The sequence below is a fragment of the Halolamina pelagica genome (genome assembly GCF_001307315.1).
Lineage (GTDB): Archaea > Halobacteriota > Halobacteria > Halobacteriales > Haloferacaceae > Halolamina > Halolamina pelagica_B.
Window position 1 is genome coordinate 197,429 of sequence record NZ_LGUC01000001.1, and the last position, 20,750, is coordinate 218,178.

A 20,750-nucleotide genomic window follows, 5' to 3' on the forward strand; every position below is an offset into this window, starting at 1 on the left:
AGCCATGGGTCTCCGTCGGGAGGCCTCGCAGTCGCGCGTCGGCGGTCGGTGACCGAGCGGCGCCCGTCGGTGTCCGCGAATGGCGGGCCGCGGTGCTTTGTTACAGCCGACCTGTTCCGTGGTTAGGAGAACTCCAAGCGACGTAGGAACCGCCTGCCAACGGTCGACACGAGCCGGGCGTGAGCCGGTCGCACAGCCGACAGACTCGTCTCGACCCCACCCGCGAAACGCTGACTATTAGTGCGCTCCCCACAGTTCTCGGACCGAATGCTCGTCCTGGTCTGCGGGCTCCCCGGCACCGGCAAATCGACGGTGGCCGAGCGCATCGCCGAGCTGCTTTCGGCGGGCCTGCTGCGGACCGACGTGGTGCGGAAGGAACTGTTCCCCGAGCCGACGTACGCGGCCGCGGAGTCCGAGGCGGTGTACGACGAACTGTTCGAGCGGGCGCGCGACCGACTCGAGGCCGGCGAGCACGTCGTCCTCGACGCCACGTTCCGTCGCCGGGAGCGCCGCGAGCGCGCGGCTGCGGTCGCCGCCGAAACCGGCACGGAGCTCCGACTCGTTCGCGTGACCTGCGAGGAGTCGGTCGTGCGCGAGCGCATCCGCCAGCGCCAGCGCCACGAGGACGACGAGAGCGACGCCGACTTCTCGGTGTACAACCAGCTCAAAGAGGAGTTCGAGCCGATCGAGCGCGACGACCACGTCGTCATCGACAACTCCGGCACGCTCTCGGCGACGCTCGACGCCGTCGACGAGGCGTTCCGCGCCGTCGCCACCGCCTGAGCCGCGCGCTGTCGACGCACAGCACTCCTCGCAAACGTTATCCCCCGGCGCCTATCGAGAGTACGGTAATGGACACGAAGACACGCGGCGCCGTTCTCGTGGTCGCCGCCGTGGCCCTCCTCCTCGTGACGATGGGTGCGAGCGCGGCGCTCGCGCCCGACACCGCGGTCGACGGCACCGACGACGAACGCCGGACGCTGGTCGGGATCCAGGGCGGCGGCGTGGGGTGGCACCAGTACGGCAGCGTCGCCGCCTACGAGGGCAACGACGTGGCGTGGCGCATCGCCGACACGGACAGCTACTTCGACGTGACCGAACTCGACAACGGCAGCGTGATGGCCGGGTTCATGGACGGCGACTACGAGGACTGTGGCCCCTACGAGTCGCCCTGCACCCACACCGGCTTCCGCATCCTCGATCCCGAGACGCAGTCGATCGAGTACGAGTACTCCTTCCCGGTCCGGAGTAGCGGCAACAGCGAGGTGCACGACGTGGAGCAGCTCGACGACGGCGAGTACCTCCTCAGCGACATGGAGTACGAGGGGCTGCGCATCGTGAAAAACGGCGAGGTCGTCTGGCGCTGGAACGCCAGCAGCTACTACGACGCGCCCGCGGACCAGACGCAGGTCGACTGGCTGCACATCAACGACGTTGACGTGATCGGCGACGACCAGTTCCTCGTCTCGGTCCGCAACGCGAACCAGATCCTCGTGATCGACCGCCAGGACGGCGTCGTCGAGACGATCAACGCCGACACCGGCGGCGACGACGGCTCCTGTACCCACGACGGCCAGCTCGCGGACACCGACGGCGACGGTGACGTGCGCTGTGGCGATCCAGACGTGCTCGACCACCAGCACAATCCGCAGTGGCTGGGCGGCGACCCCACCGGCGACGGCGAGGCCGCCGTCCTCGTGGCCGACAGCGACAACGACCGCGTCGTCGAACTCCACCGCGAGAACGGCGAGTGGGAGGTCGCGTGGACGCTCGAGCGAGCGGGCGGCATCGAACTCGACTGGCCCCGCGACGCCGACCGCCTCGCGAACGGCAACACGCTGGTGACGGACACGCTCAACACGCGCATCTTCGAGATCACCGAAAACGGCACGGTCGTCTGGTCGGTCTCGACCGATCGCATCCCCTACGAGGCCGACCGCGAACCGCCCGGCGAACCGCCCGAAGGCGAGTGGTACGTCGGCGAGTCGCCGAACCAGGGCGCCGGCGCCGGCCTCCCGCTGCTCTCGGAGGCCGCGGCGCTGCTGCCGGGGGTGTTCCCGTGGCTGCCGTTCTGGTTCAACGGCGCCCAACTCGGCCTGACGCTCGTCTCGGTCGGCGTCGCTGGCGCCGGCGCCCGGGATCTCTGGCGGTCGCGGTAGCGTCGACGCGCGAACGGATCGCCCGGCTTTTTGCCCGACCGGGCCGCCCTCCCGCCTATGAGCGACGACCTCGCGTGGGAGACCCTCGACAGCGGGATCGACTACCGCTGCCCGGGCTTCGACGTGCGCCGAGCCGACGTGCGGCTCCCCGACGGCACCGAGACCGACTACCACCACGTCGAGGAGGTGGAGACCGTCGTCGTCCTCCCGTTCCGCCCCGGCGGCGACGAGGTGGTGCTGATCGAGGAGTGGCGACAGGCGGTCGACCGGGTGAACCGCGGGCTCCCCGCCGGCGGCGTCGAACCCGACGAGGACGATCTCGAAGCCGCCGCCCGTCGCGAACTCCGGGAGGAGACGGGGTACACGGCCGACACGATGAGCCACCTCTGTACGACCGAGCCGGTCAACGGCATCGCGAACTCGACCCACCACACGTTCGTCGCCCGTGGCTGTGAGCCGGCGAGCGGGCAGGACCTCGACGACGACGAGAGCATCCGGACGCTGACTGTCGACTACGACGACCTCGTCGACGCGGTCCGGGACGGCGAGATCCGCGACGGCCGGGCGACGCTGGCGGTGAGCCGGTACGAACTCGACTGACGAGGGGCAACGTCTTTTGCCCGCGGGCACCGGTCTCTGGTATGGACTCACGACTCCGTGCGGTCGGAACCGGCCTCGGCGTCGGCGTCGCCGGACTGGTCGGTGGAAACGCGATCGCCCTCCTCGCCGTGATCGGGTTGGTCTCCGTCGGCGTCAGCATCACGCCGGTGTTGAACATCATCCTCTCGCTGCTGCTGCTGACCGGGCTCGGGTTCATGGGCACCGCCGTGCTCTACCTCCGGTACCGGGACATCCCGCTCCGCTCCCTCGGATTCAGCCTGCCGAGCGTCAAGGAGTTCGGGCTGGTCATCGGCGCGCTCGTGGCGTCGATGGTCTACCTGATGGTGCTCGGCGCGATCCTCCAGTCGACCGGCACCGAGTCCGCGAACAACCAGGTCGCCGACCTCGCGATGCAGAACCCCGAAGTCGTGCTCTACCTCCTGCCGGGCGCGTACCTCCTGATCGGCCCGGGCGAGGAGCTGCTGTTCCGCGGCGTCGTCCAGAACCGCATCCGCGAGGCGTTCTCGGCGGTGCCGGCCGTGCTGATCGCGAGCGTCATCTTCGCCGCGGTCCACGTCACCTCGCTGGTCGGGAGCGACGCCTCCGCGATCCTGGTGTCGCTGGTGGGGCTGATGGGCCCGAGCCTGCTCCTCGGCGCGCTGTACGAGTACACTCGGAACCTCGTCGTGCCGATCCTGGTCCACGGCACCTACGACGCCATCATCTTCCTCGCGCTGTACGCCGTCGCCACCGGCACCGTCGAACAGAGCGGCAACGTCGCCGCCCTGATCGTCGCCGTGCTGCCCTGAGTCGGCGAACGCAACCCCTTACCGTTCGCCCGCGGAACTCGACCCATGCGCGACGCTTTCGAGATCCGGGCCAGCGACGGGATGGCCCGCGTCGGCCGACTCACGGTGCCCCGTGCGGGCGTCACCGTGGAGACGCCGGCGCTGATGCCGGTGGTCAACCCCAACCTCCAGACCATCTCCCCCGGCGACTCCACGACGAGTTCGGCGCCGAGATCCTGATCACCAACTCCTACATCATCCGCAACACCGACGAGCTCCGGGAGCGCGCCCTCGAGGAGGGTCTCCACGAGATGCTCGACTTCCCAGGCGCGATCGTCACCGACTCCGGCTCGTTCCAGCTGGCGGAGTACGGCGAGATCGACACGACGACCACCGAGATCCTCCAGTTCCAGCACGAGATCGGCTCCGACATCGGCACCCCCGTCGACATCCCGACGCCGCCGGACGTGAGCCGTGAGCAGGCCGAGGAGGAGCTGGCGGCGACCGAGGCGGCGCTGGCCGACGCCGAGGCCGTCGACACCGGCGAGATGCTGGTCAACGCGCCCGTCCAGGGCTCGACGTACCCGGACCTGCGCGAACAGGCGGGCGCCCACGCCGCGAGCACGGGGCTCGACGTGTTCCCCGTCGGCGCCGTCGTGCCGCTGCTGAACAGCTACCGCTACGACGACATGATCGACGTGACCGCCGCCGCCAAGCGCGGGCTGGGGACTGACTGTCCCGTCCACCTGTTCGGCGCCGGCCACCCCATGATGTTCGCCCACGCCGCGGCCGTGGGCTGTGACCTGTTCGACTCCGCCGCCTACGCGCTGTACGCCCGCGACGGCCGGTATCTAACGGTTCGGGGCACCGAACAGCTCGAAGACCTCGCCTACCTCCCCTGTCCGTGCCCGGTCTGTACCGAGCACGACCCCGACTCGCTTCGCGAACTCGACGAGCGCGAGCGGGAGAACGCGCTCGCCGAACACAACCTCCACGTCACGTTCGCCGAGATCCGTCGGGTCCGGCAGGCGATCCGGGAGGGGAGCCTGCTGGAGCTGGTCGAGGAGCGCGCCCGCGCCCACCCCGCCAGCGCCGACGGCTACAAGGCGCTGCTCGATCACGCCGACCAGATGGAGGCGAGCGACCGCGTCTCGAAGGGGACGTTCTTCTACACCTCGCCCGAGAGCGCCCGCCGGCCGGAGGTGCACAGGCATCACGATCGCCTGCAGCGCCTCGACACGCCCGGGAAGGTGCTGCTGACGGAGTTCGGCGAGCCCGCCGAGCACGACCACGACGCCGTCTGGCGGGTCGAGCCGCCCTTTGGCCCGTTCCCGCCGTCGCTCTCGGAGACGTACCCGCTGCACGCCGAGACGCCCGACCGGATGGCGGACGTGGCGTACGTCGCCGCCGCCGACGGCGTCGCCGCGCTGGCGGCAGCGAACCCGGAAACGACGTTCACGCTGGGCCACGACGACTGGCCCGCCGCGGCGCTGGCGGCGCTGCCCGAAGACGTCGAAACGGAGGATCTCGCGGCGCTCGGGGAGCCTTAGAGCGACTCGATCGCCGTCATCGCCCCGTAGCTCACCAGCAGCGACAGCGCCAGCGAGCCGACCCAGGCGAGCACCGTGAACAGCATCTTCTTCCGGCTCACGCCGGCGCCGCCGGCGGCGTATCCCGAGCCGACGATGGCGGAGACGATGATCTCGTTGAAGGAGACGGGGATGCCGAAGGCGACGGCGGTCTGGGCGATGGCGAAACTCGGGATCAGCGCCGCGATTGAGCGCCGCGGGCCCAGACTGGAGTAGTCCTGGGCCAACGCCTTGATCATCCGGGGCGCGCCGGTCCACGAGCCCGCGAGCAGCCCCACCCCGCCGCCGAGCAGGAGCGCGACGATGGGGATCGACTGGAACGTGTCCAAAAGCGGTACCAACGGCCCGATCGCCAGCCCGACCTGCGAGCCGCCGGCGGAGAACGCCACCAGCCCGCCAAGCGCGAGCAGGAAGCGACGTTGGGCGCCGTCGGCGTCGCGGCGCGTGTCGGCCGCGAGCGCGAGCCCGACCAGAACGGCGAGCGCGAGCGTGACCACCCCGCGACCGAGCGTGCCGTCGGCGCCCAGCGAGCGCGCGAGCTCGCCGGCGATCGAGCCGGTGCCGTCGACCGGTCCCAGCAGCGCGAAGCCGATGTTGACGACGAGCGCGCCGACCAGCCCCGCCAGCGTGGGCACCAGCACGCGCTCGGGGACGTGCTCCGAGCGCAGCAGCCGAGCGGTGCCGTAGGCGATCCCGCCGCCGACAAACGGCGTGAGCACCCACAGCGTGACGATCTCGCGATACTTGGGCCACGCGGGGTCGCCGCCCATCGCGAGGCCGACGCCGACGACGGCGCCGGTGACGGTGAAGGCGGTCGCGATCGGGTAGCCCTTGAACACGCCCAGCGCGACCAGGACGGCCGCGATCAACAGCGCGACCGTCGCCGCGAGCGCGGTCAGCGCGACGCCGCCGACGAGTTCGGAGCCGACCGCCTCGGTGACGCTCTGGCCCTGCAGCACCGCGCCGGCGAAGCCGAGGATCCCGACGATCAGGCCGGCGCGCATCACGGAGATCGCGTTGGCGCCGACGGCGGGGGCAAACGGCGTCGAGCCCGAGGAGCCGGCGCCGATGGCCCACGCCATGAACAGGCTGGCGATCGCGGCGATCAGCGCCGTCCCGATCGTCAGCGGATCTACCACGGGTCCTCCGTCATCGGCCTTTGCCGCTGTCGTAGCCTTCGCGCAGTCCGAGCAGCGTCCGACGGACGAGCAGATACATGAAGAAGACGAACCCCAGCATCCCGACCAGCACGACGGTGAACAGCGGGTTCGAGACGAGGAAATCGAGCGCCTCGCCGACGATGTTCGCTGGAGCGACCATACGCGGGGTTCTCCCGGTGGTCGGTTAGGCGTTTCGGCAGGGGGCTACTCCTCCGCAGTCGCCGAATCGCCGCCAGCGGCCGGCGGGGTCCCGTCGGCGTCGGCATCGTCGTCGACGGCCGAATCGCCAGCCGCCGACTCGGCGTCAACGGCCGTCTCGGCATCGTCCTCGACGACACCCGCACCGCCCGGCCCCTCGGCCTCGACGGCGTCGGGATCCTGCACCCAGAGGTCGCCGAACAGGTCGTCCTGGTTCAGCCGCACGTCGCCGCGGTTCGAGAGGAACAGCAGGGCGAGATACGTCATCACCGGCCGCCCGCCGGCGTCGCGGACCTCCGCGAACAGCACCTCGTCGCGACCGCGCTCGTAGCGCTCGGCGAGCGCGGCGTCCACGTCGGCGATCACCTCGTCGATGTCCTCGGTGTGGGTGGTGCCGGTTACGTCCGCCTCGGTCGGCTCCTGATCGCGGCGGAAGTCGTCGCCGGCGTGGTAGTCGAGCGTCTGTGGCCCCCGCGAGTACCCCCGCGGCGACTCGGTCGTGTCGTAGCTCCGGGACTCCTTCCACCAGCTCCCGCGCTCGGCGTCCCGGAGCTCCCGGACGAGTTCGTCCAGCGTTTCCGGGGTCCCGCGGGTCGATTTCCGTTCGAGCCGGCGGTCCATCTCGGCCTCCAACTGGTCGACGGGGTCGAACCCGTCGTCGGCGCCCGGCGGCGGCGCCTCGTCCGACATCGCCACCTCCCAGGGCTCGGGCGCCGGCTCCTCGGGCTCGTCGTCGCGCAGCATCGCGTCGGACTTCATCCGCAGCAGGACGGAGGCGTAGAACAGCGCCCGCCCCGACGCTCGGAGGTTGGCCTCGTCGAGTTCGTCGAGGAACGCGTCGGTGACGGCGACGATGTCGATATCCCACGGGTCGATCTCGCCCTCCTCGGCGAGGGAGACGAGCACCTCGACCGGCTCGACTTCGCCGTCGTCCGCCGACGCCGCTTCGTCGGGCCGGACGCGCTCGCTCACCAGGTCGTCGTCGACGCCCGGCTCGCCGCGCTCGGGCGCCGAGCGATCCGACGAGAGATCGAGCGAGAACTCCTCGTCGCTCATCGGCCGGCCTCCGAGCGGCGGCGTGTCGAGGCGGTTTCCCGCTCGGTCGCGGCGCTCCATCGCGTCTCACGGCTCACGCCGCTCGCCGTTCGACGTGTCGAGGCGGTTTCCCGCTCGGTCGCGGCGCTCCCTCGCGTTTTCCCGCCTCGCGTGTTCCCGCCTCTCGTGTTCCCGCCCTGCGCGTTCCAACCTCGCTCGCTAATCATCGTCGGTCGGCACCTCCGCCTCCGGCGTCTCGCCCGTCGCGAGGTCGATCCCCGTGACGGCGGAGACGTTGTTCTCCTGCATCGTGACGCCGATGGCGCGCTCGGAGCGATCGAGCAGCGCCGAGCGGTGGCTGACGACGACGAACTGCGCCTCGCCGGCGAGATCGTCGACCATCTCGCCGACGCGTTCGGCGTTGACCGCGTCGAGGAACGCGTCGATCTCGTCCAGCGCGTAAAACGGCGCGGGGTTGTGCCGCTGGATCGCGAAGATAAAGGCCAGCGCGGTCAGCGACTTCTCCCCGCCGCTCATCGCGTCGAGCCGCTGGACGGGCTTGTCCGCGGGCTGGGCCTTCATCGTCAGCCCCTCCTCGAACGGGTTCTCGGGGTCTTCGAGCACCAGTTCCCCGGTGCCGTCCGAGAGCCGCGAGAAGATGCGCTGGAACTGCTCGTCGATCGCCTCGAAGGCATCCATGAACGTCTGGACCTTCTGCTGTTCGAACCCCTCGATGCGCTCCTCGATCCCGTCGCGTTCCTCGACCAGCACCTCGCGCTGGTCGGTGAGCTCGTCGAGGTCCGATTCGACCTCGTCGTACTCGTCGATGGCGAGCATGTTCACCGGCTCGAGCGCCTCCATCGCCGCGGTGAGGCGCTCGATCTCGGCCTCCACCTCGTCGTGGTCCGGGATCTCGTCGGCGTCGTACTCGCCGACCTGACTCTCGAGTTCGGAGATCTCCTCGCTGAGCGCGACCGCGCTGCGCTTCAACGAGTCGAGGCGGTTCTCGACGCGGTCGGCCTCGTCCTTCCGGTCGTTGCGCTCGTTGCGGGCCTCCCGGACCTCGGTTTTGAGCTCCTCACGTTCCGCCTTGAGCTCGGCGAGCTGCTCCTCGAGTTCGGCGACTTTCTCGTGTTTTTCATCGAGCGCCGCCTCCTTCTCCTCGATCTCCGCCTCGAACTGCTCGATATCGTCTTCGAGTTCGGCCTTGCGGTTCTGGGTCGACTCGACGGTGTCGTGGAGATCCTCGAGGGACGCCTCGGCGTACTCCTTCTCGCGCCGGCGGTCGGCGATCTCGGCGTCGAGGTCGTCGCTGCGGTCCTGCAGGTCGTCGATCTCCTCGCGGATCTCCTCGGCCCGGGCGGAGAGTTCGGGGATCTTCGAGTCGGCCATCTCGGCCTCGATCTCCGCGATCGACTCCTCCGCGGCCGCGATTCGCTCGTCGAGGTCGGCGATCGCCTCGTCGAGTTCGGTCATCTGGGCGTCGACTTCCTCGCGCTCCTCGCGGAGGTCGGCCAGCTCCGCCTGGAGCTCCTCGACGCGGCTCTCGGCGTCCTCGACGTCCGCCTCGGCGGACTCGATGTCGGCCTCGATCTCGCGAACTTTCTCCGCGGCCGCGCTCTTGCGCCCCCGCGCGTCGGTCAGGTCGCTCTCGACCCCCTCGAGGTCGTCCCGGATCGACTGGCGCTCCTCCTCGAGGTCGTGGATCTGCTCGGCCAACCGCTCCAGCCGGCCGCCGCCGGATTTCGAGAACGAGTACCGCGAGCCGCCGCCGGAGCCGCCGGTCATGGCGCCGGATTTCTCGACGAGGTCGCCGTCGAGAGTCACCATCCGGTAGTCGCCCATGAAGTGGCGGGCGGTCTCCATATCCTCGACGACCAGCGTGGAGCCGAGGACGTACGAGAAGATCCCCGCGTAACGGCTGTCGTAGTCGACGAGGTCGCGGGCGAAGCCGACGACGCCGGGGTCGTTCGGTTCGGTGGGCAGGCGACGGTCGTCCATCTCCGTCATCGGGAGGAACGTCGCCCGGCCCGCGTTGCGGGACTTCAGGTAGTCGATACAGGAGGAGCCGACGCCGTCGTCGTCGACGACGACGTTGGCGAGCCGGCCACCCGCGGCGGTCTCACACGCCTCCGCGTACTCCCGCGGGACGGAGGCGAGTTCGCCCACGGGCCCGTGGACGCCGCTCATCCCCGCGTTCTTGATCGTCGTCACCGCGCGGGGCCAGGAGCTGTCGCCGGTGTCGCTGGCCTTGGCTTCGAGTTCGGCGTACTCGTTGCGGAGTTCGCGCAGCTCCTCGTCGATCTCCGAGAGGTCGCCGTTGAGCTCCCCCTTGCGCCCCTTGAGCTCCTCGACCATCGACTCGGCTTTGGACTCGTTCTTCTCGGCTTTGTCCAGCTCCGAGTGGAGGTTCGACACCCGCGCGCGGAGATCCGGCAGCGACGCGCGGACCTCCTCGAGTTCGTCCTCGCGGTCGCTGACGCGGTTCGAGCGCCGCCGCGCCTCGTCGAGCAGGCGGTCTTTCTCGCGCTGTTTCTCGTTTTTCGCCTCGCGCAGCGACTCCAGGGCCTCCTTCTCGTGTTCGAGTTCTGCCTTGAGCTCGTCGAACGCGGTGTCGACGTTCTCGATCTCGGTTTCGACTTCCTCGAGTTCGGTCTCCTTCGAGACGATGTCGCTTTTGACGTTCGCCTTCTCGACTTTCAGGTCCCGGATCTCGTCGTCGAGCTCCTCGATCTCCTCCTCCTTCCGGTCGATGTCGACGAACGCGCTCCGGCGTTCGGCCTCGGCCTCCTCGATGCGCTCCTCGTTGGCCTCGATGCGGTCCTCGAGCCGGGCGATCTCGCCTTTGACCTCCTCGATCTCGCTTTTGACCCGGAGCTGTTCGTCCTCGCCGGTGCGCTCGATCTCGGCGTCGAGCTCGTCGAGTTCGTCCTCCAGCCGCGAGAGCTTCCCCTCGGCCTCGTCGAGCGCGGCGTGTTTCTCCGCGAGGTCGTCCTCGGCGGACTCGATCTTCGCCTCGGTGCGGTCGAGGTCGGCGCGCTTGTCCTCGAGTTCGGCCGCCCGGAGGTAGCCCTCGTACTCCTCGCGCTCGTCGCGGAGCTCCTGGTACTCGAGGGCGGTCTCCCGTTCGTCGGCCAGCTGTTCGAGGCGGTTCTCCTTCTCCTCGATCCGGAGGTCGGCCTCGTGGATGCGGTCCTCGACGACCGCCAACTCCTCGCGGGCGGAGGCTTTCTTCTCGTCGAACTCGGCGACGCCGGCGATCTCGTCGATGATCCCCCGCCGCTGGTAGGGGGTCATGTTGATGATCTCGGTCACGTCGCCCTGCATGACGACGTTGTACCCCTCCGGCGTGATGCCGGCCTGGGCCAGCAGGTCCTGGATGTCCGAGAGGTTCGTCGACCGGCCGTTGAGGTAGTAGTAGGAGTAGTAGTTGTCCTCGGTCTCCTTTACCCGGCGCTTGACGGTGATCTCGTCGACGTCGCCGACGTTCTCGCTCCCGGCGGCGGTGGTCACCTGCGAGCGTGAGAGCGTGCCGTCGGAGTTGTCCAACACGACCGTCACCGACGCCTCCCGCGGCCCGGACTGCTCACTGCCCTCGCCGCCGGGGTTGTAGATCAGGTCGGTCAGCTTCTCGGCGCGGATGCCTCTGGTGCGGGCCAGCCCCAGCGCGAACAGGACGCCGTCGATGATGTTGGATTTCCCGGAGCCGTTCGGGCCCGTGATGACGGTGAAGTCCTCGTAGAACGGGATGTGGGTCTCGCGCCCGAAGCTCTTGAAGTCGTTCAGAACGAGTTCCTGAATGTGCATGCGGCCTTACGCGACGATGATGTCGTCGCCGTCGTCGTCGGAGTCGTCCTCCGCCTCGACCTCCTCGGCGGGGGGTTGCTCGTCGACCCCGTCGCTGGCCACGAACTCGGCATCACGGCGCTCGTCGGTACCCCGTGCCTGCGCCTGCTCCTCGGCGGTGGTGCGGCCGTCGGCGCCGGCGCGAGTCGGCTCGTTCGCCTCAGTCTCCAGATCCTCGGTCGTCTCTTCGAGTTGGCGGACCCGCTCTTTGGTCTCGACCAGTTCCTCGGTCAGCCCGTCGATCGCGGCCTGTAGCTCGGCGACTTGTGACTCGAGATCGTCCGCTCGGTTGCTCATGGGCGGATTACCGAGGCCACCTGTATAAAGGCACGGGCGAGCGGTAGGCAGTTTATAAATCGCATGACGGGATAGCGAGCTGGATACCGGCGGTGAGAGATCGACGATCCACGTTTCTACCGGTACCCTCACCCGGTTCGACGCCTGTCGGGGCGGACGTTCCCGGCCCACGGTGGAGACCGTTTCCGGCCCCGGTTTCCGCCCTCGACGAGCGCTCCGAGAAACGCGGTCCGGTAGGGAATCCGGCGTCGAGTGGAGCCCCCCGAGTAGGATCGGCACGACCCTCCCGGACTATACGGTGTCGCCTGTCAGTGCGTCCGCGATATCGAGCAACTGCAGGACGGCCGTGTCGCCGATGCGGTAGTAGGTCCACTTCCCCTGCCGACGTGTCTTGACGAGGCCGGCATCCTTGAGCTCCCGGAGGTGACTGGCGACCGTCGACTGTGGCGCATCGAGAACGACCTGTAACTCACACGCACAGAGTTCGCCGTCCCTGAGGGCTTCGAGGATCCTGATTCGGTGTTGGTTCGCCAGCGCCTTGAACATCGTGAGCTGGCCGTCCACCTGTTCGTCGTCCGGGGCGAGTTCGAACAGCGACGTCAGTCGGGTCTCCGGGTTCTCGTACAATCGGTCCAACGTCTGTCGCGTCGATTCGGGTACTGAGTCGGTCATATCTCCTTCGGTTGTCTCTCCGTTCGTGTCTGTCGGGACGTTCCTGTTCCGGCTACGCGGAAACTACCCGTCGACGTGTTTGACACTGTGATGTGGAACGTCCTCGATGAATAAATCGGTGATGTTCGGTTTGACGCGGATCGGCCGGGCAGACGAAGCCGAGTTCGGTCCAACGGAACGCCATGGCCGATCTGCGGTCTTACAGCAGCAGGTTGAACAGGAGCCCGATGACCACGATGCCCGTCGCGACCGTCGCCGCGAACGCCGCGATGAGCTCCTTCTTCATCACCTTCTTCAGGATCATGAACTGCGGGAGCGAGAGCGCTGCGACCGACATCATGAACGCGAGTCCGGTCCCGACGGGGAGCCCCTTCCCGATCAGCGACTCGACGACCGGGATGACGCCGAGGATGTTCGTGTAGATCGGTACACCGACGGCGACCGCGCCGAAGACGCCGAGCGGGCCGGACAGGTAGTCGGTCACGATCGACTGCGGAACGAAGCCGTGGATGACCGCGCCGAGTCCGACGCCGACGACAACGTACGGGAGTATCTCAGTGATGATGTCTTTCGCTTCAGCGTACGCCTGTCGTGCACGTTCCCGCTGCGTCGGCTCGTCGACGTCGACGTCCGAGTCGCCGAAATCGAACTCTCGAATGTACTTCTCGAAGCCGGCCTTCTTCAGAACGTACCCGCTCGTCATGCCGATACTGATACCGCTTACGGCGTACAGTAGCGTCAGTTCGAGCCCGACGACGCCCGGGAGAACGACGAGCGCGGCCTCGTTGATCATCGGGGAGACAGCGAGGAACGTCATGGTGACCCCGAAGGGAATCCCCGCACCGACCATCCCGAGGAATATCGGGATCGTCGAGCACGAACAGAACGGCGAGACGATGCCGAGCACCGCGGCGAGGAGATAGCCGGTGATCGCCCGCTTCCCCTGGAGGTACTCTCGAATCTTCTCCGGTGGGAAGTACGTCCGGAGGTAGCCCACGCCGTAGATCACCGCCACCAGCAGCGTGACGATTTTCAGCGTGTCGTACACCCAGAAGTGGACTGCTGCTCTGGGTGCTCCGGTAAGGCCGAGCGCATCGACGACCCAGGTCGCGACCTGCTCGAACACCATCCTGTTACAGGCGCTCCTCGATGTACGCTTTCAGCTCGGCTTCAGGTGGGTTCGACCCAGTGAACACCATCTCGTCGTCGATTTCGAACCCGGGCGTCGACATGATACCCTTCTCGGCGAGCGTCACGGTGTCGCCCTCTTTCTCGACGTCGGCGTCGAACCCGTGCTCGTCGACGACGTTCTGCGTCTTCTCTTTCAGGTTCGCACAGTTGCTACAACCGTCTGGTCCGTAGATCGTGATCTTCATTGTGGTCCTCCGGCCGCCCTGCCGCCGGCGACGCGCCGGCCCGACCACGGGCGAACGAGCTCGTTCAACCCGAGACGGTCACGGTCTCGCCAGGCTTTCGAGCCGCCATTCGTATCGACAATTCTCGGTTCGACACTAGTACGTTTCGATAATCTCCGATCCGTATATGTCGGAGCCTCTCGAAGGGAGCCACATGAACAACCCAGAACAGTCGTTTCGGCGGTCTTAGACGCCTATACCGGTATCGATAGTACCGTGAACTGACTGGAGCGCGGATCGCCGCCCAATCGAACCGACTATAGTCGATGTAGGAGGAACTCACAACCCGCCCGTCGAGCCCTCGACTTCTGCCCCGACCGACGGCCGCGCTGGCGACAGACTGCCGAGCCGTCCGCGACGGGGTGAAAAGAGGAGCCGCTAGGTCAGCAGTAGCGCCAGCGCCGCCACCAGCACCGCCAGCACGAGCAGCAGGCTGCGGTCGATGCCGGCTTTCGTCGTCACCTGTTCGCGACCGGTCACCCGAGCGATGGCCGCGTCCGGGTTCTTGACCGTCCGGACCGAGCGCTTCGCCAGCGCGACCGCGGCGTCGTCGACGCGGGCGTACAGTTCGGTCACGGCGACCACGAGCGTGCGGGTGCCGTACAGCGTGCCGGGGTTGTAGAGGCTGTCCACGTCGGGCACTTTCCCCAGCCCCGAAAGCGGCTTCTTCACGAGCGCGAAGCCGACCAGCCCCAGTACCGCGAGCGCGACGCCCTCGATGACGTGGGGGACGGTGTAGGTGTGGTACACGTGAGAGACGACCGCCTCGTCGGTCACGTCGAACGGCAGGAGGCCGAACAGCGCGCCGTCGAAGACGCCGTAGTACACACACAGCGCCGCGACGAGCACCATCGCCACCGACTGGCCGCGGTTGGCGTCCTTCACGTCGCCGTCGTACTCGCCGTGGAAGAAGGCGTAGTAGCCGAACTTGATGAACGACATGAACGTGCCGACGCCACCGATCAGCAGGAGCAGTTCGAGCGTGTAGAACTCGCCGACGTGGATCGGCCCCTTCACGAAGTCGTAGTGGCTCGCCGAGATCACGATCCCCTTGCTCACGAAGCCGTTGAAGCCGGGGAAGCCGGCGATCGAGAGCGCGGCGACGGTGAACGCTCCCGCGGTGATCGGCATCTCGCGGGCGAGCCCGCCCAGCTTCTTCAGGCTCTCCTCGCCGGTGCGGTAGACGACGACGCCGGCGGTCATGAACAGCAGCCCCTTGTAGAGGATGTGGTTGAACACGTGGGCGAACGCGCCGGCCTGGGCCAGCGCGGAGCCGATACCGACGCCGGCGATCATGTACCCCACCTGCGACTGGATGTGGTAGGAGAGGAGCCGGCGCATGTCGTTCTGGAACAGCGCCATCGTCGCGCCGAAGACGGCCATGATCCCGCCCATGTAGGCGACGGCGACGTTGCCGTCCTGCGGGAACACGCGGTACATGCCGTACACCCCGGTTTTGGTGGTGTACACACAGAGGAACACGCTGGCCGCGATGTGCGGGCGCGGGTACGTGTCGGGCAGCCACGCGTGCAGGCCGACGAAGCCGACGTTGACGCCGACGCCCAGCGCCGCCAGCACGGGGGCGACGGAGCCGGCCAGTCCCGCGGTCTCGGGGCCGCCGGGCACGCTCGCGAAGAGGAACGTGCCGGTTTCCGCGAAGTGCCAGATCACGGCGCCCAAAAACAGCGTGCCGCCGATGCCGTGGAGCACGGCGTAGCGGAAGCCCGCCCGCACCGCTTTGCCGCCGTAGTGCCAGACCAGCAGCGTGCTGGTGACGGCCATCAGCTCCCAGAAGAAGATGAGCGTGAGCCAGTCGCCGCCGAAGACGGCGCCCAGACTGCTCGCGACGTAGGAGAGCGCAAACGCCGTCTGGATCGGCGCGGCCTCACTGTAGTAGGAGTACAGCACGCCCACGGCGCCGATGAACGCGAAGATCAGCCCCATCAGCGTCGAGAACGGATCGACGTTGAAGATCACCGTCTCGAACCCGAAGAGGTTGAACTCGGTGAAGTGCGCGCCCGCGTCGACGAGCCAGACGTACGGCACGACGGCGCCCGTGAGGACGGCCGCCAGCGCGTGGCCGGCTTTCCGCCCGAGGAACGGCAGCAACAGCGCGGCGACGATCACCGGAACGAACGGCGGGACGATCGGCTCCATCAGACGCTCACCCCCGTGACCGCGGCGACGATGTGTCGGACGATCCTGAGGAACACCGCCGTGTCGGGGAGGATCCCGAGCACGATCGAGCCCGTGGCCGCGAACAGGATCGGGCCGAGCATGAACCACGTCGACTCGCCGCCGAGCCAGCCGCGAGCCTCCCAGGCGCCGTGGTGGCCGTGGCCGTGGTCGCCCTCGTGATCGTCGGCGTAGCCGTGTTCGTCGTGTTCACCGTCGGCGTCAGCATCGCCGCCGTCGGTCGCCAGTTCGTCGTCGCCGAAGCGACCGCCGAGGGGTCCCTCGACGAGCGGTTTCGAGTCCGCCTCGCCCGGCGACTCGAAGAAGGCGGCGTAGACGATGGGCCAGAAGTAGGCGATGTTGAGGACGCCCGAGACCAGCAGGGCGGCCGTGAACACGAGCTGGCCAGCCGAAACGGTGCCGATCAGCAGGAAGTACTTGCTCACGAAGCCGGCGATCAAGGGGATGCCGGCCATCCCCAAGGCGGCGATCCCGAAGGCGGTCATGGTGAGCGGCATCCGCGTGCCGATGCCCGCCATGTCGCTGATGTCGTCGGTGTGGGTCTCGACGTGGATCGCGCCCGCACAGAAGAACAGGGTGAGCTTCATGAACGCGTGGGCGGGGATGTGGAGCAGCCCGCCGACGAGCGCGTACGCCGACGCCTGGCCCGGCGCGACGGCGGCGCCGACGGCCAGCCCGAGCACGATGTAGGAGAGCTGGCTCACCGTCGAGAACGCCAGCCGGCGCTTGAGGTTGTCCTGCCGGAGCGCGATCACGCTCGCGGTGACGAGCGTGAACGCGGCGACCGCCGCCAGCGGCAGCCCCATCCCGATGTCGGCGACGTTCACCGGGCCGAACACCTCGAGGATCACCCGCGCGATGCCGAACACGCCGGACTTCACGACCGCCACCGCGTGCAGCAGCCCCGACACCGGCGTCGGCGCCACCATCGCGTCGGGGAGCCAGGAGTGCAGCGGCATCAGCGCCGCCTTCACGCCGAAGCCGGTGATCAGCAGGGCGAACGCCGCCCGCGCGAGCATCGGGTCGGCGCTCGCGAGTTCGGCGATGCCGCCCGGCGCGAACGCGGTCGTGCCCGCGAGCAGGTAGACGAGCACCGAGCCCGCGAGCACCGCGACGCCGCCGCCGAACGTGTAGGTGAGGTACTTCCGGCCGGCGGCGCGGGCCTCGTCGGTCTCGTCGTGACTGACGAGGGGGTAGGTGGCGACCGTGAGCAGTTCGTAGAACACGAACAGCACGAGCAGGTTCGACGCGAACGCGACGCCGAGCGCCGCCGCGACGCTGCCCGCGAAGGCCGCGAAGTAGCGCGTCTGGTCGTGTTCGTCGAGGCCGCGCATGTAGCCGATGCTGTAGAAGCTCGTCACCACCCACAGCAGACTGGCGAGCAGGCCGAACAGCACGCCCAGCGCGTCGGCCTGCACCGCGAACTCGACGCCGGGGACGAGCGTACCGACGCGACTGACGTACGTGTCGCCCCCGAGCACGCCCGGCACCATGCTGGCGACGACGCCGAGCGCCGACAGCGCGGCGGCCACCGTCCAGCCCTCGCGGACGTTCGGGCGCCCGCGGGAGGCGAGGATCGGGACGATCGCGACTGCCGGGACGAGCACCGCTGCGAGAGGTCTGAGTGAGGTTATCTCCGTCATGAGAGTAGTGCCTGAACCGTCGGTTCGAGGAGCTGTCCGTACTCGAAAGCGAGGGTGCCGAGGACGACCGCCGCGAGCGCCGCGGCGACGACGACGCCGATCATGCCGACCGAGACGCCGTCGACGGCGACGCCGCCGTCGGACGCCGCCGGACGCTCCGAGGAGCGAGGCTCCTCGCTCGCGTCACGGAAGAACATCCGTTCGAGGATCCGCGCGAAGTACGCGAGCGTCAGCAGCGTACTCAACAGGATCACCACCGCGAGCGGCCACGCCGACGCCTCGACGGCGCCGAGGGCGATGTACCACTTGCCGACGAAGCCGACCGCCGGCGGGACGCCGACCATCGCCAGCGCGAGCAGGCCGAACACGCCGGCGCCGAGGGGGTGTCGCTGGATCAGCCCCTCGTACTCGTCGACGGTCCGGGCGCCCGTGGCGGTGGCGATGAGGCCGGCGGTGAGGAACAGCCCGCCCTTCATCACCGCGTGGCCGACCAGGTGGATCGTGGCGCCGATCAGCGCCGTCTCGTTGGCGACGGCGATGGCGCCGACGACGAGGCCGAACTGCGAGACCGAGGAGTACGCGAGCATCCGCTTGATCTCGGTCTGCGAGACCGCCAGCACGCTCCCGAACACGATGCTGACGACCGCTCCCGCGACGAGCAGGGAGCGCGCGGCAGGGTTCGCCTGCAGGAACTCGACGGTGAACACCGTGAACACGATGCGGATCAGCGCGTAGGCGGCGACCGTCGACACCAGCGCCGAGATCAGCGCGCTCACCGAGTCCGGGGAGCCGGCGTAGGCGTCGGGCTGCCAGGCGTGCAGCGGGAACACCGCGACCTTCACGAACAGGCCGACGACCAGCAGCGCGAACGCCGCCTGCACCAGCGGTTCGGTGTAGCCGACCGCGGCCAACTGCGTCGAGAGGTCGGCCATGTTCAGCGTCCCGGTCGCGATGAACGCGTAGCCGATCCCGAGCAGGAACAGGCTGGCGCCGATGGTGCCCACGATCAGGTACTTCAGCGCCGCGCGGGCCGAGCGCCCACCCTCGCCGCTCGCGACCAGCGCGTACGCGGCGAGCCCCGTGATCTCGAGGAACACGTACATGTTGAACACGTCGCCGGTGATGCTCATCCCGGTCAGCCCGGCGACGAGCAGCAGGTAGACGGCGTAGAACGCGTTCGTTCGCGGGCCCGCCGCCCGCGAGTACGCGAGCACCGCCAGCGAGACCACGGCGACCAGCAGCGCGATCGTCGCCGACAGCCCGTCGACGACCAGTTCGATGCCGAACGGGGCAGTGAAGCCACCGACGACGTAGCTGACCGTCGAGTCGAACGCCCGCGACGCGAGCACGCCGGCGCCGACGACCTGCACGGCCGCAGTCACGAGCGCGACCGGCCAGCCCGTCTTCGAGCGGACCAGGCCAGCCAGCAACGCCAGCACCGAACCCAGCAGCGGCGCCGCCACCAGGAGCGCGGGGAGGCTACTCATCGGCGGCCACCTCCCGGATCTCGCTCTCGCGGAGCGAGCCGTACTCGTCGTAGATGCGGACGATCAGCCCCAGCGCCACCGCGGTGAGGCTGACCCCGACGACGATGGCGGTCAGGATCAACACGTGCGGCAGCGGGCTGACGTACGGTTCCGGCGCCGACAGCAGGGGCGGGCTCGCCCCCTCGACGAACGCCGAGGTGATGAAAAAGAGGAAGATCCCCGTCTGGAACACGTTCATCCCGATCACCTTCTTGATCAGGTTCGGGCTGCCGATCAGCATGTACGTCCCCACGCCCATCAGCAGGAAGGCAACGAGGAAGTAGCCCCGGGTGGCCAGCAGGTCGATCACGCCGACTCACCCCCAGTTGTCCCCGCCGCGATGGCGAAGAAGAGCCCGGTGACGATGCCGGCGACGATCACGCCGATCGCGAGCTCGACGAACTCGATCCCGTACTTGCTGGCGTGGGGGATCCCGAGATCGCCGTACACCGCGTACTCGAGGAAGCCGGCGCCGAGGAGCACGCTCCCGATCCCGGTGAACAGGAACGCGAGCACGCCGACGCCGACGAGTGCGACCGGCAGGCGTGGGCCGATCCAGTCCCGCGTCGACTCGATGCCGAAGGCGATCCCCAGCATCAGGACGACGGTGCCGACGATGACGCCGCCCTGGAAGCCGCCGCCGGAGGAGTCCGCGCCGTGGAACATCACGAACAGGCCGAACGTGAACACGAACGGCATCACCACCCGCACCGTGGCCATGATGATCGGGCTGCCGACGTACGGGCCGCCGCGGGCGACCCGTCGGTCACTGTCGCTCATCCGAACACCTCCCTGTTGAGGACGACAAGCAGTCCGACGCCGGCGGAGTAGACCACCGCGGCCTCCCCCATGGTGTCGAAGCCGCGGTAGGCCGCGAGCACGGCCGTCACCGCGTTCTTCACGTGGGTCTCCTCGTAGGCGTTCTCGAGGTAGTACTCGGTCACCTCGTCGTCGGCGACCGCCGCGTTCGCGTCGCCCACCGCGGGCAGGGCGAACAGCGTCGACGACAGCACGACGACCAGCGCCAGCGCCACCCCGGCCGCCTGCAGGTCGATCCGCTCGAACGTCCGTTCCACCTCGGGATGTTCGGTTTTCACGATCGTCAGCAGGAAGAGGACGGTCATGATGCCGGCCCCGACGGCGGCCTCCGTCAGCCCCACGTCGGGCGCCCGGAGGAACACCCAGATGATCGCGATCGAGAGGCTGTAGGCGCCGAAGGCGACGACCGAGTTCAGCACGCTCTTCAGCGCGGCCGTCGCGAACGCGGCGCCGACGATCAGCGCGAGCACGGAGAGTTCGAGCGGCGTCATGGCTCGTCCCCCTCGTCGCCGGTCCACGGTTCGATGCCCAGTTCGTGCGCCGCCCGGGTGATCGCGTGGGCGGCAGTCGGGTTCGTCAGGAACATAAAGAGCAGCAGGAGCAGCACTTTCAGCGTGTTGAAGCCGATCCCGTAGCTGGCGGCGACGGCCCCCAGCGTGAGCACGGCCCCCAGCGTCTCGCTCTTGGAGGTGCTGTGGGCCCGCGCGTATACGTCGGGCAGGCGGACCAGCCCGACGGCGGCGACGATGGCGAAGAAGGCGCCGCCGGCGACCAGCACCACCACGGCGATCTCGCGGGGCGTCATAG

General features: G+C 68.6%; 19 protein-coding genes and 1 pseudogene. 5 read left to right on the forward strand and 15 right to left on the reverse strand.

Annotation, left to right across the window (positions count from 1 at the left end; translation table 11 throughout):
- Positions 1-240: 240 nt before the first annotated feature.
- From SY89_RS01090 to tgtA, 5 genes and pseudogenes are all read left to right on the forward strand, one after another.
- Positions 241-783 carry a P-loop nucleotide/nucleoside kinase family protein gene (locus SY89_RS01090; RefSeq protein WP_342764357.1) on the forward strand — a complete coding sequence of 181 codons (543 nt, stop codon included), beginning with the start codon at positions 241-243 and terminating at the stop codon, positions 781-783.
- 68 nt (positions 784-851) lie between these two features.
- Positions 852-2,159 (forward strand): arylsulfotransferase family protein, encoded by a 1,308-nt coding sequence (locus tag SY89_RS01095; RefSeq protein WP_054582810.1) that lies wholly within the window; start codon positions 852-854, stop codon positions 2,157-2,159.
- Between the two features lie 57 nt (positions 2,160-2,216).
- The gene (locus SY89_RS01100; RefSeq protein ID WP_054582811.1) at positions 2,217-2,759 is read left to right on the forward strand and encodes an NUDIX hydrolase; all 543 of its coding nucleotides are present in this window, start codon (positions 2,217-2,219) and stop codon (positions 2,757-2,759) included.
- 41 nt (positions 2,760-2,800) lie between these two features.
- Positions 2,801-3,568 (forward strand): CPBP family intramembrane glutamic endopeptidase, encoded by a 768-nt coding sequence (locus SY89_RS01105; protein ID WP_054582812.1) that lies wholly within the window; start codon positions 2,801-2,803, stop codon positions 3,566-3,568.
- 45 nt (positions 3,569-3,613) lie between these two features.
- A pseudogene (gene tgtA, locus SY89_RS01110) lies at positions 3,614-5,097 on the forward strand (tRNA guanosine(15) transglycosylase TgtA).
- On the opposite strand, the gene SY89_RS01115 reads toward tgtA, so the two are convergent.
- The 15 genes from SY89_RS01115 to mnhG form a co-directional block, all read right to left on the reverse strand.
- Complete coding sequence (locus tag SY89_RS01115; protein WP_054582813.1) at positions 5,094-6,275, reverse strand: inorganic phosphate transporter; 1,182 nt, start codon at positions 6,273-6,275, stop codon at positions 5,094-5,096. The pseudogene tgtA and the gene SY89_RS01115 sit on opposite strands and share 4 nt — an antisense overlap.
- 10 nt (positions 6,276-6,285) lie before the next feature.
- Positions 6,286-6,456: a DUF7859 family protein gene (locus tag SY89_RS16965; protein WP_189319085.1), complete on the reverse strand. Its 171-nt coding sequence runs from the start codon at positions 6,454-6,456 to the stop codon at positions 6,286-6,288.
- Between the two features lie 44 nt (positions 6,457-6,500).
- Positions 6,501-7,610, reverse strand: coding sequence for a segregation/condensation protein A (locus tag SY89_RS01120; protein WP_394325724.1), 1,110 nt, complete (start codon positions 7,608-7,610; stop codon positions 6,501-6,503).
- A 138-nt stretch (positions 7,611-7,748) separates the two neighbouring features.
- Entirely contained in the window at positions 7,749-11,336 is a 3,588-nt protein-coding gene (gene smc / locus SY89_RS01125) for a chromosome segregation protein SMC (RefSeq protein WP_054582814.1), read from the reverse strand.
- Between the two features lie 6 nt (positions 11,337-11,342).
- Positions 11,343-11,672 carry a DUF7518 family protein gene (locus SY89_RS01130; protein WP_054582815.1) on the reverse strand — a complete coding sequence of 110 codons (330 nt, stop codon included), beginning with the start codon at positions 11,670-11,672 and terminating at the stop codon, positions 11,343-11,345.
- A 291-nt stretch (positions 11,673-11,963) separates the two neighbouring features.
- Positions 11,964-12,344: an ArsR/SmtB family transcription factor gene (locus tag SY89_RS01135; RefSeq protein ID WP_054582816.1), complete on the reverse strand. Its 381-nt coding sequence runs from the start codon at positions 12,342-12,344 to the stop codon at positions 11,964-11,966.
- 199 nt (positions 12,345-12,543) lie between these two features.
- Positions 12,544-13,473, reverse strand: a complete 930-nt coding sequence (locus tag SY89_RS01140) for a permease (protein WP_054582817.1) — start codon at positions 13,471-13,473, stop codon at positions 12,544-12,546.
- A 4-nt stretch (positions 13,474-13,477) separates the two neighbouring features.
- Positions 13,478-13,720 carry a thioredoxin family protein gene (locus SY89_RS01145; protein ID WP_054582818.1) on the reverse strand — a complete coding sequence of 81 codons (243 nt, stop codon included), beginning with the start codon at positions 13,718-13,720 and terminating at the stop codon, positions 13,478-13,480.
- Between the two features lie 417 nt (positions 13,721-14,137).
- Entirely contained in the window at positions 14,138-15,916 is a 1,779-nt protein-coding gene (locus tag SY89_RS01150) for a Na(+)/H(+) antiporter subunit D (RefSeq protein ID WP_054582819.1), read from the reverse strand.
- The gene (locus SY89_RS01155; protein ID WP_054582820.1) at positions 15,916-17,598 is read right to left on the reverse strand and encodes a cation:proton antiporter; all 1,683 of its coding nucleotides are present in this window, start codon (positions 17,596-17,598) and stop codon (positions 15,916-15,918) included. Before SY89_RS01155 ends, SY89_RS01150 begins: the two co-directional genes overlap by 1 nt.
- On the reverse strand, positions 17,595-19,085 hold the full coding sequence (locus SY89_RS01160; RefSeq protein WP_054582821.1) for a monovalent cation/H+ antiporter subunit D family protein: 1,491 nt from the start codon (positions 19,083-19,085) through the stop codon (positions 17,595-17,597). Before SY89_RS01160 ends, SY89_RS01155 begins: the two co-directional genes overlap by 4 nt.
- Positions 19,078-19,434, reverse strand: a complete 357-nt coding sequence (locus tag SY89_RS01165) for a cation:proton antiporter subunit C (protein WP_054582822.1) — start codon at positions 19,432-19,434, stop codon at positions 19,078-19,080. The genes SY89_RS01160 and SY89_RS01165 overlap by 8 nt, the downstream gene beginning before the upstream one ends.
- On the reverse strand, positions 19,431-19,904 hold the full coding sequence (locus SY89_RS01170) for an MnhB domain-containing protein (protein ID WP_054582823.1): 474 nt from the start codon (positions 19,902-19,904) through the stop codon (positions 19,431-19,433). The genes SY89_RS01165 and SY89_RS01170 overlap by 4 nt, the downstream gene beginning before the upstream one ends.
- Positions 19,901-20,434, reverse strand: coding sequence for a DUF4040 domain-containing protein (locus SY89_RS01175; RefSeq protein ID WP_054582824.1), 534 nt, complete (start codon positions 20,432-20,434; stop codon positions 19,901-19,903). Before SY89_RS01175 ends, SY89_RS01170 begins: the two co-directional genes overlap by 4 nt.
- Positions 20,431-20,748: a monovalent cation/H(+) antiporter subunit G gene (mnhG, locus tag SY89_RS01180; protein WP_054582825.1), complete on the reverse strand. Its 318-nt coding sequence runs from the start codon at positions 20,746-20,748 to the stop codon at positions 20,431-20,433. The genes SY89_RS01175 and mnhG overlap by 4 nt, the downstream gene beginning before the upstream one ends.
- Positions 20,749-20,750: the final 2 nt, after the last annotated feature.